Below are 16,229 nucleotides of genomic sequence, written 5' to 3' on the forward strand. Positions count from 1 at the left end.
GGGAGTACATTATTTTACGTCGCAGTGTTCTGTTCGTATGGACACGCATTTTCACGCGCAACGCCGAATTTTATTCTGGCTACGTATTATAAAGGCTGCTGTTATATGTCCCCTATAGAAAAATCCCGCAAGCTGGATCACGTGTGCTATGACATCCGTGGTCCGGTTCTGAAAGAAGCAAAACGACTCGAAGAAGAAGGCAATAAGGTCCTGAAGTTAAACATCGGCAATCCGGCACCGTTCGGCTTTGAAGCACCCGATGAAATTCTAGTGGACGTCATTCGCAATCTGCCAACGGCTCAGGGCTACTGTGACTCCAAGGGGCTATATTCTGCGCGCAAAGCCATCATGCAGCACTATCAAGCACGTGATATCCATGATGTTACCGTAGAAGACATCTATATTGGTAACGGTGTATCTGAGCTAATTGTGCAGTCTATGCAAGCACTGCTGAACACGGATGATGAGATGTTGGTGCCTGCGCCAGATTATCCGCTATGGACTGCAGCGGTCGCATTATCAGGCGGTAACGCCGTTCACTACCGCTGCGATGAAGAAGCCGATTGGTTCCCAGACTTGAATGATATTCGTAGCAAAATCACTCCACGCACCCGTGGTATCGTGATCATTAACCCGAATAATCCAACTGGCGCAGTCTACAGCAAAGAACTGTTGGAAGAGATCGTCACCATTGCGCGGGAAAATAATCTGATCATCTTCGCTGATGAGATTTACGACAAGATCCTGTATGACGATGCTGAACATATTTCGATCGCCTCTCTCGCACCGGATTTGCTCGTTGTCACCTTTAACGGTTTATCTAAAACCTATCGCGTCGCCGGTTTCCGCCAAGGGTGGATGGTGCTTAGCGGCCCCAAAAAACACGCTAAAGGCTATATTGAAGGATTGGAGATGTTGGCATCTATGCGTCTGTGCGCCAACGTACCGATGCAACACGCTATTCAAACCGCCATCGGTGGTTACCAGAGTATTAACGAATTTATCCAACCCGGTGGCCGCCTGTATGAACAACGCAACCGTGCTTGGGAACTGATCAATGAGATCCCTGGTGTATCCTGCGTCAAACCGCGCGGCGCGCTTTATATGTTCCCGAAAATTGATGCCAAACGCTTCAACGTTCATGACGATCAGAAAATGGTTCTGGATCTCTTGCTACAAGAAAAAGTGCTGCTTGTTCAAGGCACCGCGTTTAACTGGCCAGAACCCGATCACTTCCGAATCGTTACGCTGCCGCGCGTAGATGATCTCGATATGGCCATTCATAAACTTGGTCGTTTCTTCTCTGGCTATCACCAGAAATATTAATTTTCGCTTCTGATGACAACGGCACCTCCTTGGTGCCGTTTCTTATTTGCATCCTCACTTTCCTCCGCCCACAATAGAACATGTCTTTCCACTACCTGTATTATTGAGAGAGCGTTATGAGCCAGAACCAAAGTCACTTTTTCGCCCATCTATCCCGTTTAAAACTGATTAACCGCTGGCCACTGATGCGCAACGTGCGCACCGAGAACGTCTCCGAACATAGCCTTCAGGTCGCATTTGTCGCTCATGCATTAGCCATCATTAAAAATCGTAAATTCAACGGTAATGTGAACCCCGAACGCGTGGCATTACTGGCGATGTATCATGACGCTAGTGAGGTATTAACCGGCGATATGCCTACGCCGATCAAGTATTACAATCCGCAAATTGCGCATGAGTATAAGAAGATTGAAAAAGTCGCGCAGCAAAAGCTGATTGAAATGCTGCCCCCAGAGTTGCAAAACGACTTCCGTCCACTGCTGGATGAACACTATTACACTGAAGATGAGAAATTGGTTGTTAAGCAAGCTGACGCACTGTGTGCCTATCTGAAGTGTCTGGAAGAACTTTCGGCCGGTAACAACGAATTTAAGCTAGCCAAAGCGCGTTTAGAAAAAACATTAGATATGCGTTCAAGCCCTGAGATGGAATACTTCATGAAAGTCTTTATTCCAAGTTTTAGCCTGTCACTAGATGAGATCAGTCAGGATGAAGTGATGTAGGTTTTGGGCATTTTAATTCTCGTTATACCGCACTCGTGTAAGGTTTTGATCGCCTCTCCTCGTGGTATTCACATACAGGCGTCCGAGTTGAGTCGGCCGCCTGCACGGTAGATATGTCAGGCAGGCATACGTAATTGGGCCGTATCTATAAGCGCATGTATGAGCGCTTGAGTTGCCTTGTTCAAGCCCTTAAGCATACAAAGCTTAGATAAAATCATCCCCATCAAAATGGAAACAACCACGGCACCACAATCACGCTGGCAATCATCACCAAGAGAGTAAACGGCACGCCGATCTTAACGAAATCGCCAAAACTGTAGTTGCCCGGCCCCATCACCAGCGTATTGACCGGTGACGATACCGGCGTCATAAACGCCGCTGACGCCGAGATCGCAATAATCATCGCGAACGGATACGGTGAAAGCTGCATCGCGTGAGCCGTCGCAATCGCAATTGGTGCCATCAGAACCGCCGTAGCCGTATTAGAAATAAAGAGCCCCGTTACTGCGCAGAATACAAATAAGCTGAGCAAGACAACTCTTGGCCCCATGCCACCCACCAAATTCATCAGCACATCCACCGCCAGCGTAATACCGCCACTCTTTTGCAACGCGAGGGCAAACGGTAGCATTCCCACGATTAAAATTAGGCTCGGCCAGTGAATCGATTTATAGGCACTCTCCATATCAATACAACGGAATTTCCCCATCAGCATACAGGCGATCAGCGCCGCAATGGCGTTGGGGACTTCATCTGTCAGCATCATGGCAATCATCAATGCCAAACAGAACAGCGCGTGTGGTGCTTGGCTGATAGCCGGAGCGACATCGTCCACTTCAGAGGGAAGGTGCAACACAATAAAATCACGTGGTTGTAACTGAAGCTGGCGGATCTGCTTCCAGTTGCCGATGACCAACAGAATGTCACCTAGATGAAGCGGCTCATTCACCAGCTTGCCTTCTATCGGCGCACCATCACGGCGAATACCTACAACGTTTAGCCCATAGCGAGTACGGAAAGTCATTTCACGCAGAGTTTTGCCAATCAGGTCGGAATCAGGAACGATAGTGACCTCAGCCATCCCCACATCGCGAGCCTGTTCAGAAAAATACTCACCACGCAGTACCATCGGCTCAAGCATCTGTTCGGCACAAAACTCACGCAGATCGACCTCAGAATCCGACATGTCGATCAACAATACATCGCGCTCTTTAAGTTCAGTGTTTCCGACAGCGTTAACCATGACTCGGCGAAACTTGCGCCAGCGTTCAATTCCCACCACGTTAGCGCCATAACGAGCACGGAGATGAAGTTCATCCAAGGTATGGCCGATCAAGGGAGAACCGGAGCGAAGTGCCAATCGACGCGCTCTTCCGGTCAACTTGTAATCGCGGATCAAATCGCGGAAAGTCCGGCGTGTCCAGCCGTCCTTGTTGCTATCTTCTTTACTGCTTGCGAGCCAGTTACGCGCCACCAGCATATAGCCGACCCCCATCAGCAATACGATGATACCGACTGGTGTCACGCTGAAAAAGCTGAGGCCGCGAAATCCCTCACGCACTAACTCACTGCTCACAATCATATTGGGCGGAGTTGCAACCAACGTCATCATACCGCTTATCAGCCCAGCAAAACTCAGCGGCATCAACAGACGTGCTGGTGATATTTTCATCCGCGCAGCAACGCTGAGTACGACGGGGATAAAAATCGCTACTACGCCCGTTGAACTCATGACGGCGCCCAGTGAAGCAACCGTAATCATGAGCAAAACCAACATTTTGGCCTCGCTATCCCCGGCCACTTTGACTAACCAATCGCCAACCTGATAAGCAACACCAGTGCGTACCAATCCGTCACCGATAACAAACAAAGCCGCAATTAAAATAACGTTAGGGTCACTAAACCCCGCGGTTGCTTCGCTGAGTGAAAGCGTGCCACTCAGAACAAATGCAATGATGATAAGCAGCGCTACGACATCCATGCGTAGCTTGTTGGTAGCAAAAAGGACAATAGCAATCAGTAATAACGTTAAAACCCACAATAATTCGCCGTTCACGACATCTCCCTTTGTGAATTTACTCCGATAGAAACCTATATCTAAATTAGCTGGATTTTCAGCCAGCATCGTGACTATTCCAAAAAATCGTTATAAGCATGCCATAAAAAAAGCCCCGTGATGACGGGGCTTAATCATATTTCACTCAATTACTACTTACAGGGCATGAATAACAGCGTACTCGCCTTCTTTATCTACGCGCATCTGCACTAGCGAAGTCAAGTTGAGATCGACCAACTCCAGCTTTGGCGCATCTTGAGGAGCATTCACTGCGATCACCTGACAGCCTGCCGACAATCCAGAAAGAATACCCGCCGCGGCGTCCTCCACCACCACACAGTCACTGACGGCCAGCCCCAGCTTCTGCGCACCCAACAGGTAAGCGTCAGGCTCTGGCTTGCCGCGAGACACCTGTTCCGCGGTGATGAATACATCAGGCTTTGGTAATTGCCCCGCCGCTCGACGCGCGTAAGCCACCGGAATAGAACCTGAAGTGACAATCGCCCATGGAATGTCTAACTCATTCAGACGCTCCAGCAGAGCAACCGCCCCTGGTAACGCCGTTACACCCTCGGTATCTCTTGATTCAATCTCTTCCAACCAGTCATATTCTTGTTGAATACGCTCTTCGCTCTCACCAGACATAAAATGCCGCAGCGAGGTGATGGCCTGTTTGCCGTGGATAAAATCCAGAACCTCCTGTGGATTCACTCCCTGACGTTTCGCCCAGTTGATCCATGAGCGTTCTACTACCGGCAGTGAATCTACCAATGTTCCATCCAGATCAAACAAAAAACCTTTGCACTTCACAGGCATTCCTCTGTTTTACGCGTTAATAATTTGTGCAATCTCCACCGCGCTCAAATGATACTGACGCGGGCATGACTGCCAGATTGACAGCATACGCTGGTATTTTTCCCACATTTTAGTCTGGGCATTGAAACCATGCGTACCTGAATCGAAGTGAGTGTAACGCCCTTCAGTACCAACCATAAAGCGCACATAACTTAAATAGCGAGCTTCTGTTGCCGCATCAAAGCCTAAAAACTCTAATCGGCGAGGATCAATATCTTGTTTTTCTTTGAGATTATTGTAAGACACCTGCAACGCATGGTGCATTTCCATAATATTGATAATAGTGCGACAGGTATCTTCGCTCAGCTCGCCAAAGTCGCGATCGAGCTCGCGCATTTGCAGGCCAAAGCCACGCTCAATGATGGTTTGCAAACGACGGTAACGCTCGGCGTTATCCGGATCCATCATGGTCATCATCTTGTATTGGTTAGAAAGAATCAGGCGTTGTGCGTTGGTCATTTCCATCTTTGATTTCCTCATCGAGCGGCCAAAGTCGATGCTAGGCCGGGGTCAAGTCATGTAAAAATGTGAACTCTATGTCCGGAGCATGGCATAAGCCTGTCATTCTAAATAGTGCTTAACATCACTTTTTTGATTTGGAACGGGGTTTCGAGAAAGAGAAACTGCGTTAAATTCCACTCTGAGCATTTTTTTATCAATAGGCGTGTATTTACACAACAAACCCGCAACATTGACGGACAAAAAACACACGCCAAATCGATTAAATATCATCCAGAAAGGTCTTATCCAACTGCTTAAATGCGCGCTGCAAAACATCTGCTAAGGCTTGATAGGTTGGTGTCCCCTCAACAGGCGCCTGTGCTTTACCGGCCTCGACTAACTTCGCGCGGAGCTCGTGAAACCACTGCAATAATGTTGGCGGCAACGGGGTGACTGAGCGTTTACCTAACCACCATAGCCCTTGCATTGGCAAACTACAGGCAAACAACGCCGTGGCAATCGCAGGCCCTAACTGGCCTCCCAGTGCAATCTGCCACGTCAATGTAAAAATAGCGATTGGTGGCATAAAGCGCACGGCAAAGCGCGTCACTTTAGCAATACGATTTTCTGGAAACACCGGGGCCAAGCGTTTATCACTCGGCCAGGTCTTCATATATGTCTGTCCGCGCTGAAAAATCTGAAACCACCCTACGTGGCCAGTTGGCTTAGATGTCATAGGAACCTCAACTTCATTTATAAAAATTCAAAAAATAGTGTAAAATCACAACGGATACTTAGCGGCCTTAAATTTATTTTGTTTTTGGCATCCGCAATCGGTATCCTAGCGCGGCCTTGGGGCCGGTAGAAGCAAAAAACAGCGTTAATAAAGTGTTTCATTAACGACTGCTTCTTAAAGCTAAGTTTTCAACGATTGAGCTCTGTACACTCTGTCAGTGTTCGGCTGAATCCTTGCCGGCAAAGCAATGCATTTTTGGGCACCGCAGTTTTTCAATGCGATGTTCTTCATCATGACGAAATCACATTACGCATGATGTTAATCATAAATGTCGACGACATATTACGCTACGCTTAATGTCTGATTGACTCAATTTCTAACCACGCATAACAAGTAGGTACTTCCATGTCGAAGCTGGTACTGGTTCTTAACTGCGGCAGTTCATCACTGAAATTCGCTATCATCAACGCAGCCAACGGTGAAGAACACCTGTCTGGTTTAGCTGAATGTTTCAGCCTGCCTGAAGCCCGTATTAAATGGAAAATGGACGGCGCTAAACACGAAGAAGCGTTAGGTGCTGGCGCGGCTCATAGCGAAGCGCTGAACTTCATCGTTAATACTATCCTGGCTCAGAAGCCTGAACTCTCCGCATCACTGACCGCTATCGGTCACCGTATCGTTCACGGCGGCGAGAAGTTCACTGAATCAGCGTTGATCACTGATGATGTTCTGCAAGGTATTAAAGATGCGATCCCGTTTGCGCCTCTGCACAACCCTGCGCACCTGATCGGTATCGCTGAAGCGTTCAAATCTTTCCCTAGCCTGAAAGATAAAAACGTTGCCGTATTTGACACCGCGTTCCACACCACCATGCCAGAAGAGTCTTATCTGTATGCCCTGCCATACAGCCTGTACAAAGACCACGGCGTTCGTCGTTACGGCGCACACGGCACCAGCCACTTCTTCGTAAGCCAAGAAGCTGCAAAAATGCTGAACAAGCCGATTGACGAGCTGAACGTAATCACTTGCCATCTGGGCAATGGTGGTTCTGTAACCGCAGTTCGCAACGGTAAATGTGTTGATACCTCTATGGGGCTGACCCCGCTGGAAGGTCTGGTTATGGGGACTCGCTCTGGCGACATCGACCCTGCTATCATCTTCCACCTGCATGATTCACTGGGCATGAGCGTTGAGCAGATCAACAAACTGCTGACCAAAGAATCTGGTCTGCTGGGTCTGACCGAAGTCACCAGCGACTGCCGTTATGTTGAAGACAACTACGAAACCAAAGCTGACGCTAAGCGCGCTATGGACGTATTCTGCCACCGTCTGGCTAAATACATCGGCGCTTACACTGCGCTGATGGATGGTCGTCTAGACGCCGTTGTATTCACCGGCGGTATCGGCGAAAACGCAGCAATGGTACGTGAACTGACTCTGGACAAACTGGGTCTGCTGGGCTTCGAAATCGATCACGAACGCAACCTGGCTGCACGCTTCGGCAAATCAGGCACCATCACTAAAGATGGCAGCCGTCTGGCCGTCGTTATCCCAACCAACGAAGAGTTGGTGATTGCACAAGACGCCTCTCGTCTGACTGCATAAGACGCATCTCAACCCCGCAAGCCAAGGCCTGCGGGGTATTTAAGCTCCAAAGTTTAAATCAAGCGTAGAAATTCTAACCTATCCGACCAAGTTCAACGCACTGAGCACACCAACATCCGTTCAGCCAGTTGAACAACCGTAAAGAGGTTTTATCGTGTCACGTACAATTATGCTGATCCCCACCAGCACCAGCGTTGGCCTGACCAGCGTTAGCTTGGGTGTCATCCGCTCCATGGAGCAAAAAGGTGTTCGCCTTAGCGTGTTCAAGCCCATCGCCCAGCCACGCACCGGCGGCGATTCTCTTGATCAAACTACCACTATCATCCGCGCTAACTCTTCAATCCCTGCTGCAGAACCACTGCGCATGTCTCACGTTGAAACGCTGCTGAGCTCTAACCAGCAGGACGTGTTGATGGAAGAAATCGTTGCTCGTTACCACGAAAATACCAAAGACGCAGAAGTTGTTCTGGTTGAAGGCTTGGTTCCAACACGTAAGCACCAGTTTGCTAACGCGCTGAACTATGAAATCGCCAAAACCCTGAATGCTGAAATCGTCTTCGTTATGGCGCTGGGTAATGACACTGCGTCTCAGGTTAAAGAGCGTATCGAACTGGCTCGTTCTAGCTTCGGCGGCAGCAAAAACAAAAACATCACCGGCGTGATCATCAACAAGCTGAATGCACCGGTTGACGATCAGGGTCGTACTCGCCCAGATCTGTCTGAAATCTTTGATGACTCTAACAAAGCCAGCGTTGCAAACCTAGACACTGCACAGCTCGTGGCAAATAGCCCGCTGCCAGTTCTGGGCTGTGTGCCTTGGAGCTTTGAGCTGATCGCGACTCGCGCAATCGACATGGCGAATCACCTGAAAGCACGCATCGTGAACGAAGGCGACATCAAAACTCGTCGTATCAAGTCTGTGACTTTCTGTGCTCGCAGCATTCCTCACATGCTGGAGCACTTCCGTCCAGGCTCTCTGCTGGTCACTTCTGCCGACCGTCCAGACGTACTGGTTGCCGCATGTCTGGCTGCGATGAACGGCGTGGAAATCGGTGCGATCCTGCTGACCGGTGGTTACGATATGGACGAGCGCATTGCTAAGCTGTGCGAACGTGCATTCCAGACGGGTCTGCCAGTATTCATGGTGGACACTAACACTTGGCAGACATCTCTGAGCCTGCAGAGCTTCAACCTCGAAGTTCCTGCTGACGACCATCAGCGCGTAGAGAAACTGCAAAACTACGTCGCTAGCCATATCGATAGCAAGTGGATCGACTCTCTGACTGCCGCCTCTGAGCGTTCACGTCGTCTGTCTCCTCCGGCATTCCGTTATGAACTGACCGAACTGGCGCGTAAAGCTTGCAAACGCGTTGTTCTGCCAGAAGGCGACGAACCACGTACCGTTAAAGCAGCCGCTATCTGTGCTGAACGCGGTATCGCTGAATGTGTTCTTCTGGGTAACCCAGAAGAAATCCAGCGCGTAGCAGCGGCTCAGGGCGTTGTTCTGGGTAAAGGCATCGAAATCGTCGATCCAAATGTCGTTCGTGAACAGTACGTTCCACGTCTGGTTGAGCTGCGTAAGAACAAAGGCATGACCGAAGTTGTTGCTCGCGAACAACTGGAAGACAACGTGGTTCTGGGTACGCTGATGTTGGAACAAAACCAAGTCGACGGTTTGGTATCTGGCGCAGTCCACACCACAGCAAACACTATTCGCCCACCGTTGCAGTTGATTAAAACAGCGCCAGGCAGCTCTTTGGTTTCTTCTGTGTTCTTCATGCTGCTGCCTGATCAGGTTCTGGTTTATGGTGACTGCGCGATCAACCCAGATCCAACGGCTGAACAGCTGTCTGAAATCGCGATTCAGTCTGCTGATTCTGCGGCTGCATTCGGTATCGAACCACGCGTTGCCATGATCTCCTACTCTACCGGCAACTCTGGTGCAGGCAGCGACGTTGAGAAAGTACGCGAAGCAACTCGTCTGGCTCAGGAAAAACGTCCTGATCTGATCATCGATGGCCCTCTGCAATATGATGCGGCAATCATGGCTGACGTTGCGAAGTCTAAAGCGCCTAACTCTCCAGTGGCGGGTAAAGCAACCGTGTTCATCTTCCCAGACCTGAACACCGGTAACACCACTTACAAAGCGGTACAGCGTTCTGCTGACCTGGTTTCTATCGGGCCAATGCTGCAAGGCATGCGTAAGCCGGTAAATGACTTGTCTCGTGGCGCACTGGTTGACGATATCGTCTACACCGTTGCTCTGACTGCGATTCAGGCTGCACAGGCTGCGGCGGCAGCTGCTAAGTAATCTCTGATTACCTATGTGCTTTAAAGGCTCCCAATGGGAGCCTTTTTCATAGGTATCAATAGACTACAGCGCTCATGGGGATTACATGTTATCGTTTAACAACGTTTCCGCCTGTTTCACAATATCTTCCGCCGTCAGTTCATACTCCTTCATCAAGAAATCCTGCGTTCCCACCTGACCGTAGCGCTCTTTAATTCCAACGCGTCGCATTGGTATCGGATAATTTTCAACCAGCACTTCTGCCACTGCTGAACCCAGCCCATTATGGATACTATGGTTTTCACAGGTGACGATTCGCCCTGTTTTTGTTGCGTATTCAATAATCAGGTCTTTATCGATAGGCTTCAAAGTGAACATATCAATAACCGCCACGCTGTATCCCTGCTGTTTCAGTATCTCTGCGGCTTGTAAAGCCTCTGCCACCATGATGCCATTGGCGATCAGCGTGATATCTTTACCATCCTGTAAAACCTTTCCCTTACCGATGGTAAATTCAGTGCCTTCAGGATAAATAGTATAGGCCTGCTTGCGGATAGTCCTTACCCAATGGAAGCCTTTCAAATCGACGAGTTGTCGCAGAATGTCACGGAACATCGCGGCATCCGTCATTTCCATGACCACCGAATGCGCCAAACCACGCACGATCCCCATATCTTCAAATGACATATGGGTTCCGCCATTGTGACAGGCACTCACGCCCGCGTCTGACGCAATCACCTTGACGTTGTTTTTCTGATAATCAACAGACATGAAAAGCTGATCAAAACAACGGCGACTAGCAAAAGCAGTAAAGGTATGCACAAAAGGAATTCGGCCAGCCAATGAAAGCCCCGCGGCAGTACCAATCACGTTTGCTTCCATAATTCCGCAGTTAATCACCTGCTGTGGAAAATCGCGATGAACGGCATCCATCGCCATTGAACTCATCAAATCAGCTTCTAAGGCAATAACCGGCGTATTTTCCATGAACTGCTCGCGCATCGCCTGAGCATAGACCTTACGCATTTCAATTTTATCTTTCTGTAACGGCAAGAATTCATGGCTCATAGCGAAGCCTCCAGTGTCTCAATTGACTTCAGCATTTCAGCTTTTATTTCGGCAGTTAAACGCAGATGATGCGAATTAGACAGCTGCTCGATGTAAGGAACCCCTTGGCCTTTTATGCTGTCGAGTATCACGACGCGAGGCCGCTGCTCACTGGTGCGAACTGGGGCAACAACATCATAGATTGCAGCAATATCGTCACCTTTCACGCTGACAACATCGAAACCAAATGCACTGAATTTCGCCTTAAGATCAAACGGTTTAATCACTTCATCCAAGGTTCCATCCAACTGCTGCTTGTTATAATCAATAAACAACGTCAAGTTATTCAGATTATGATGGGCAATAAATTGGAATGCCTCCCAACACTGCCCTTCGTTGAGCTCACCATCCCCCAAAATGCAGAACACACGGTTTTTACGCCCGGCCAAGCGATGTGCCAATGCCATTCCTGTCGCTATGGATACCCCTTGCCCTAACGACCCCGTTGTGGCATCCACGCCACGGGTTAGTAAGCGATCGGGATGACTCGGAAAATGGGTGCCATTTTGGTTTAGCGTCGCTAGGTCCTCACGCGGAAAATAGCCTTTGAGTGCTAACGCACTGTAGAGCGCTGGTCCCGCATGGCCTTTGGATAAGACGAAATTGTCGCGCGCCTCCCACTCAGGATCCGATGGGTCAATATTCATCACCGCGCCATACAGCACGGCCAGCGTTTCGACTACCGACATCGAACCGCCATAATGGCCAAATCCTAGGTTGGTTAGCGCTTTCAACGTTTCCACGCGAATTTCTGTCGCGTAGCGTTGAACCTCATTTAGGTTAAGCATAATGACCCCTTATTTATTCACACCGTCGGAGGACGTGGAGGGTGAGCTCTTACGAGAGAAGAAGTAGTTATGCGCCACAAGTGCCGCAAAGATCGCAATAATAACTACCATAATCATGTCCTTGTTCATGAAGCGCGCCATGTTGCCCAACACAATACCGATGGCGCCAAAATCAGCGTCCGAGAAGGTCGTGTTAGCAAAACCCAAAGCGCCAAGAACAGGGAGTAATAGAACGGGTAAGAACGTAATCAACAAACCGTTGGCAAAAGCTCCAAGCATCGCACCACGACGCCCGCCGGTTGCATTACCAAACACGCCTGCGGTAGCACCAGTAAAGAAGTGCGGCACAACACCTGGCAAAATCAGCACCAGATTGAATTGGCCCAGTAAGAATAATCCCACCAGTCCGCCGAGAAAACTAAACAGAAAACCGACCAACACCGCGTTTGGTGCATAGGGATAAACCACTGGGCAGTCGAGTGCCGGACGTGCATTCGGCACTAAGCGCTCTGAGAAACCGGTAAATGCAGGCACAATTTCTGCCAGAATCAGGCGCACTCCCTGCAAGATGATGAATACACCGGCGGCAAAAGTGATCGCCATAATAATGGCGTAAACCAGATAGTTTTGACCGGCGCTATAGGTTGCCTCAACGAAGGTGGAACCCGCACTCACCGCCATAATCAGGTAAATCACCATCATGGTCAGAGAGATTGAAATTGAACTATCGCGCAAGAAACTCAGGTTTTTAGGCAGATTCATCTCTTCGGTCGAACGAGAGCCTTTACCTACGCGTCCGCCAATCCAGCCAGAAAGAATGTAGCCAAGCGTACCAAAGTGACCGAAAGCAATATCGTCATTGCCGGTAATTTTCCGCATATAGCGTTGCGCCAGTGCAGGGAAAAAAGCCATGACTAAGCCCAACGTCAACGCTCCCGTAAAGACTAATTGCACGCCCTCAAAACCCGCTACGGTTAAAATAATCCCGATCATACACGCCATATAAAACGTATGATGACCCGTCAGGAAGATGTATTTCAACTTGGTAAAACGAGCAACGACGATATTAGCCACCATGCCGAATGCCATGATTAGCGCAGTTGCTGCACCGTATTTTTCGAGTGCTATAGATACAATGGCCTCGTTGTTAGGGATAATGCCTTGAATATTGAATGCATGTTCAAACATGCCACCTAATGGATTCAGAGAACCCACTAATACACCCGCACCGCCGCCTAATACGATAAAACCTAAAATAGTTTTTACCGTACCTTTTACCACATCACTGAACGATTTTTTTTGCGCGAGCAAACCAATCAACGCAATTAAACCGACCAATACGGCGGGAACCTTTAATATATCAACGATGAACTTAAGCGTTTCTTGGATAAACATATCCACCTCGCTAATTATCTGGGAGTCTGTCGATTATTTTATTTATTGAAATAAGCGCGTAGTTTAGTTTCTAACTCATTTATATCGATAATATTAGTAATCACAATCAATTGGTTATCAGGAATACTAGCACTCGCAGCAATATCCTTTGCCATAACAAACAGGTCTGCTTCACCGGGAATAGCCGAGGAGAGATCGGAATGCTCTACCTCGGCGTCAACGCCCATTTTTTTGAGTACTTTCTTGATATTCATTTCAACCATAAAGCTACTGCCTAACCCTGAACCACATATCGCCATAATTTTCATTATTTGTTCCTCGGTGATTTATTTTGAATGCAGGAGTCCCGCAGGTAATCCTGATGTTTTGATCATTGGGTTATTAAATTAAGTAGAAATTAATATTTTTCGATGATGGTTTTAATTTCCTCTATGGTAGTAGCCTGATGAATTTTTTTTACCGCATCATCATCTGAGAAAAATTCAGCCAGATGAGAGATTAATTCAATGTGGCTGTGACTATCCGGTGCCGAGAGCATAACGATTAAATTAACAGGATCGTTGTCGGCAGAATAAAACAAAACGTCTTGCTTGACGCTTAGCAGTGAAAGCCCGAGAGATTTAGCCCCCTCTTCTGGTCTAGCGTGTGGCATCGCTATTCCCGGAGCCAAAACATAGTAGGGACCCAGTTTTTCATGTTGCTGATAAATCGCAGCAAGATAGTCAGGAGTAATAATGCCTTTTTGCAACAACGGCTGAGCGCTGAGTTTTACCGCCTCCTGCCAAGAATCCACACGCTCACGAATTTGTATCGTGTCATCAGTTAACCAAGTGTTTAGCATTGTCTCTCCTAAGCGGATGACCTCAGTCGATAACCTTTAACTGTGGGTCATTTAAACCCGCGGTCATCACATGATTGAGTGGTGTAAGGAGACGATACCTTTAAAGATAGCGCTACCAAAAACGCTATCTATTGGATTTGTGATAGCGCTATCAAAAATAGATGTTTATTCTATGAACAACGAGGATGCATAACTTTAAAGCAGCCGATATGACAATATCTCACGCTAGGTCAGTAAGTAGTTTGATGATTAATCTATTTTTTTAGCTAAAATAGTGTCACTGCAGCCTAGGCTCCGTTAGGAACAAGCATGCCTATCATTAAAAAACGACGTAGTACCGGCAGAGTGACATTGGCCGATGTAGCCAGACTCGCCGGTGTGGGTTCTATGACCGTGTCACGCGCGCTTCGCACGCCCGATCAGGTTTCGGATAAGCTAAGAGAAAAAATCGAGTCTGCCGTTAGCGAACTGGGCTATGTGCCAAACCTTGCCGCAAGCGCGTTGGCGTCAGGAGCCGGTCGCACCATTTCTGTGGTCGTTCCCTCATTTACTGAGGCTGGCTGTGCCCAGATGCTTGCCGGCCTACAAAGCGTGCTGCAACCGGCAGGGTTTCAACTCACGCTCTCTGAGTCTCAACGTGATGAAGAACGTGAAACAAACATGTTGGAAAATCTTCTGTCGGCCAGTCTGGCCGCGGTTGTTTTGTTGAGTACTGAACAAAGCGATAATACGCGGCAGTGGCTGAAGAATGCAGAGATCCCCGTGGTTGAAATTGGTGCAATCCGTGAGGATCCTATCGATATCAACATCGGGATAGATTATGCCGATGCCATGTTCAATCTCACCCGTCACGTTATCGAGCGCGGGTATGAAAACATTGGTTTGCTGTGCGCTAACCAAGAGCCGTGGGTATTTCAACAGCATCTGCACGGTTGGCATCAAGCGTTGTTGCGCAGCCATTTCTCGCCACACCGTGTAATTAACGCCGCCGAGCCGGCTAATTTTTCTACCGGTGCGAATCTACTACCGGAGTTTATTCTGGCTTGGCCTGAAATAGATGCGTTGATTTGTGCCTCTGACGAACTTGCCTGCGGCGTCTTATATGAGTGTCAACGACGGCATATTCGCGTACCAAGCCAGTTGGCGGTGGCGGGATTCGGCAATCGTGATGTCAGTCAGGTATGTCAGCCACCGCTAACAACCACCGCGGTACCGTTTAAAGAGATAGGAATTCAGGCTGCCAACGCACTGCTGGCGCGCCTGAATCAGCAAGCAACCCAAGCCACTATTCCTGTCAGCTCAGTATTATGCAAACGGAGCAGTTGCTAAGCCGACAAAAAGTGGAATCGCTACTCTTCGCTTTCGTTCTGCGGTACGTCTTCCGCTTCGGTTTCGCTAGAGACTTTTGCCGATGGCGTACTTTTTTGAATACACATCGGCTGATAGTGCTTGTCGCTATTGCGCGTCATCCACAACGAGAGGGCTTTGAGAGAATCCGGCGTAAAGCTGTCGCATTCAGCCGTAATCTCTTCTGGGGTCATCCAGCGAACAGATTCAACCTCTTCCTCCTGCAAAGCGAAAGGCCCGTGAGACACACAGCTGAAAAGAGCGCCCCAAACACGGCAATTGTCTTGTTCAAAATAGAACATACCGTGATCGGCAAAGGGAACACCGGCAATACCCAGTTCCTCTTCCGCTTCACGGCGTGCTGAATCCAACATGTTCTCACCGCTTTGAACAACGCCCCCTGCGGTTGCATCTAGCCAACCGGGGTAAAAATCTTTGTTATCGGTACGTTTTTGAACCAGGATCTGCCCCATTCCATTGTGAACCACGATATAGGTTGCACGGTGACGCAGACATTGAGCGCGCATTTGCGCACGAGTCGATTGAGCAATGACATCATTGTTTTCGTCAACGATATCGACCCACTCCAACCCGGTGTTGAGCGTTTGTTCCACCATCCTCTGAAACCTTTTTCTTAGCGTACTGACGCACGCAGTTTGTTCATCGCATCTGCTTTATGTGCAACATCAGCGCACGCAGATCCTACCGAAAATGCCATAA

At 48.7% G+C, this 16,229-nt stretch carries 15 protein-coding genes; 5 read left to right on the forward strand and 10 right to left on the reverse strand.

The annotated features are described in order from the left end of the window. Window positions 1-105: 105 nt before the first annotated feature. Together K9N75_RS14470 and yfbR are read left to right on the forward strand one after the other, a co-directional pair. Complete coding sequence (locus tag K9N75_RS14470; protein ID WP_004092623.1) at window positions 106-1,326, forward strand: pyridoxal phosphate-dependent aminotransferase; 1,221 nt, start codon at window positions 106-108, stop codon at window positions 1,324-1,326. Between the two features lie 116 nt (window positions 1,327-1,442). After that, window positions 1,443-2,048: a 5'-deoxynucleotidase gene (gene yfbR, locus K9N75_RS14475; protein WP_008814022.1), complete on the forward strand. Its 606-nt coding sequence runs from the start codon at window positions 1,443-1,445 to the stop codon at window positions 2,046-2,048. Between the two features lie 223 nt (window positions 2,049-2,271). On the opposite strand, the gene K9N75_RS14480 is transcribed toward yfbR, so the two are convergent. From K9N75_RS14480 to yfbV, 4 genes are all read right to left on the reverse strand, one after another. After that, complete coding sequence (locus tag K9N75_RS14480; RefSeq protein WP_008814023.1) at window positions 2,272-4,104, reverse strand: SLC13 family permease; 1,833 nt, start codon at window positions 4,102-4,104, stop codon at window positions 2,272-2,274. 156 nt (window positions 4,105-4,260) lie between these two features. After that, window positions 4,261-4,914 carry a sugar phosphatase gene (locus tag K9N75_RS14485; protein WP_008814024.1) on the reverse strand — a complete coding sequence of 218 codons (654 nt, stop codon included), beginning with the start codon at window positions 4,912-4,914 and terminating at the stop codon, window positions 4,261-4,263. Between the two features lie 15 nt (window positions 4,915-4,929). Then, the gene (locus K9N75_RS14490; RefSeq protein ID WP_008814025.1) at window positions 4,930-5,424 is read right to left on the reverse strand and encodes a YfbU family protein; all 495 of its coding nucleotides are present in this window, start codon (window positions 5,422-5,424) and stop codon (window positions 4,930-4,932) included. Between the two features lie 256 nt (window positions 5,425-5,680). Beyond that, entirely contained in the window at window positions 5,681-6,136 is a 456-nt protein-coding gene (gene yfbV, locus K9N75_RS14495; protein ID WP_004092641.1) for a terminus macrodomain insulation protein YfbV, read from the reverse strand. 405 nt (window positions 6,137-6,541) lie between these two features. Between yfbV and ackA the strand changes: the two genes are divergently transcribed. Together ackA and pta are read left to right on the forward strand one after the other, a co-directional pair. Beyond that, entirely contained in the window at window positions 6,542-7,741 is a 1,200-nt protein-coding gene (ackA, locus tag K9N75_RS14500) for an acetate kinase (protein ID WP_004092645.1), read from the forward strand. A 154-nt stretch (window positions 7,742-7,895) separates the two neighbouring features. After that, a complete protein-coding gene (gene pta / locus K9N75_RS14505) occupies window positions 7,896-10,052 on the forward strand; it encodes a phosphate acetyltransferase (RefSeq protein ID WP_020303665.1) in 2,157 nt (718 codons plus the stop codon). 81 nt (window positions 10,053-10,133) lie between these two features. On the opposite strand, the gene K9N75_RS14510 is transcribed toward pta, so the two are convergent. The 5 genes from K9N75_RS14510 to K9N75_RS14530 all read right to left on the reverse strand — a co-directional run bounded on the left by K9N75_RS14510 (window position 10,134) and on the right by K9N75_RS14530 (window position 14,162). Further along, complete coding sequence (locus K9N75_RS14510; protein WP_224451774.1) at window positions 10,134-11,099, reverse strand: transketolase family protein; 966 nt, start codon at window positions 11,097-11,099, stop codon at window positions 10,134-10,136. Then, complete coding sequence (locus tag K9N75_RS14515; protein WP_008814027.1) at window positions 11,096-11,926, reverse strand: transketolase; 831 nt, start codon at window positions 11,924-11,926, stop codon at window positions 11,096-11,098. Before K9N75_RS14515 ends, K9N75_RS14510 begins: the two co-directional genes overlap by 4 nt. A 9-nt stretch (window positions 11,927-11,935) precedes the next feature. Then, window positions 11,936-13,321 (reverse strand): PTS ascorbate transporter subunit IIC, encoded by a 1,386-nt coding sequence (locus tag K9N75_RS14520; protein ID WP_008814028.1) that lies wholly within the window; start codon window positions 13,319-13,321, stop codon window positions 11,936-11,938. A gap of 38 nt (window positions 13,322-13,359) precedes the next feature. Beyond that, window positions 13,360-13,629 carry a PTS sugar transporter subunit IIB gene (locus K9N75_RS14525; protein ID WP_008814029.1) on the reverse strand — a complete coding sequence of 90 codons (270 nt, stop codon included), beginning with the start codon at window positions 13,627-13,629 and terminating at the stop codon, window positions 13,360-13,362. An 89-nt stretch (window positions 13,630-13,718) separates the two neighbouring features. Then, on the reverse strand, window positions 13,719-14,162 hold the full coding sequence (locus K9N75_RS14530; RefSeq protein ID WP_008814030.1) for a PTS sugar transporter subunit IIA: 444 nt from the start codon (window positions 14,160-14,162) through the stop codon (window positions 13,719-13,721). Between the two features lie 309 nt (window positions 14,163-14,471). Between K9N75_RS14530 and K9N75_RS14535 the strand changes: the two genes are divergently transcribed. Then, entirely contained in the window at window positions 14,472-15,491 is a 1,020-nt protein-coding gene (locus K9N75_RS14535; RefSeq protein WP_008814031.1) for a LacI family DNA-binding transcriptional regulator, read from the forward strand. Window positions 15,492-15,511: 20 nt separating this feature from the next. On the opposite strand, the gene yfcD is transcribed toward K9N75_RS14535, so the two are convergent. Then, window positions 15,512-16,126, reverse strand: coding sequence for an NUDIX hydrolase YfcD (gene yfcD, locus K9N75_RS14540; RefSeq protein ID WP_008814032.1), 615 nt, complete (start codon window positions 16,124-16,126; stop codon window positions 15,512-15,514). Between the last annotated feature and the right edge of the window lie 103 nt (window positions 16,127-16,229).

The sequence above is a fragment of the Hafnia paralvei genome (assembly GCF_020150375.1).
GTDB classification, from domain to species: domain Bacteria; phylum Pseudomonadota; class Gammaproteobacteria; order Enterobacterales; family Enterobacteriaceae; genus Hafnia; species Hafnia paralvei.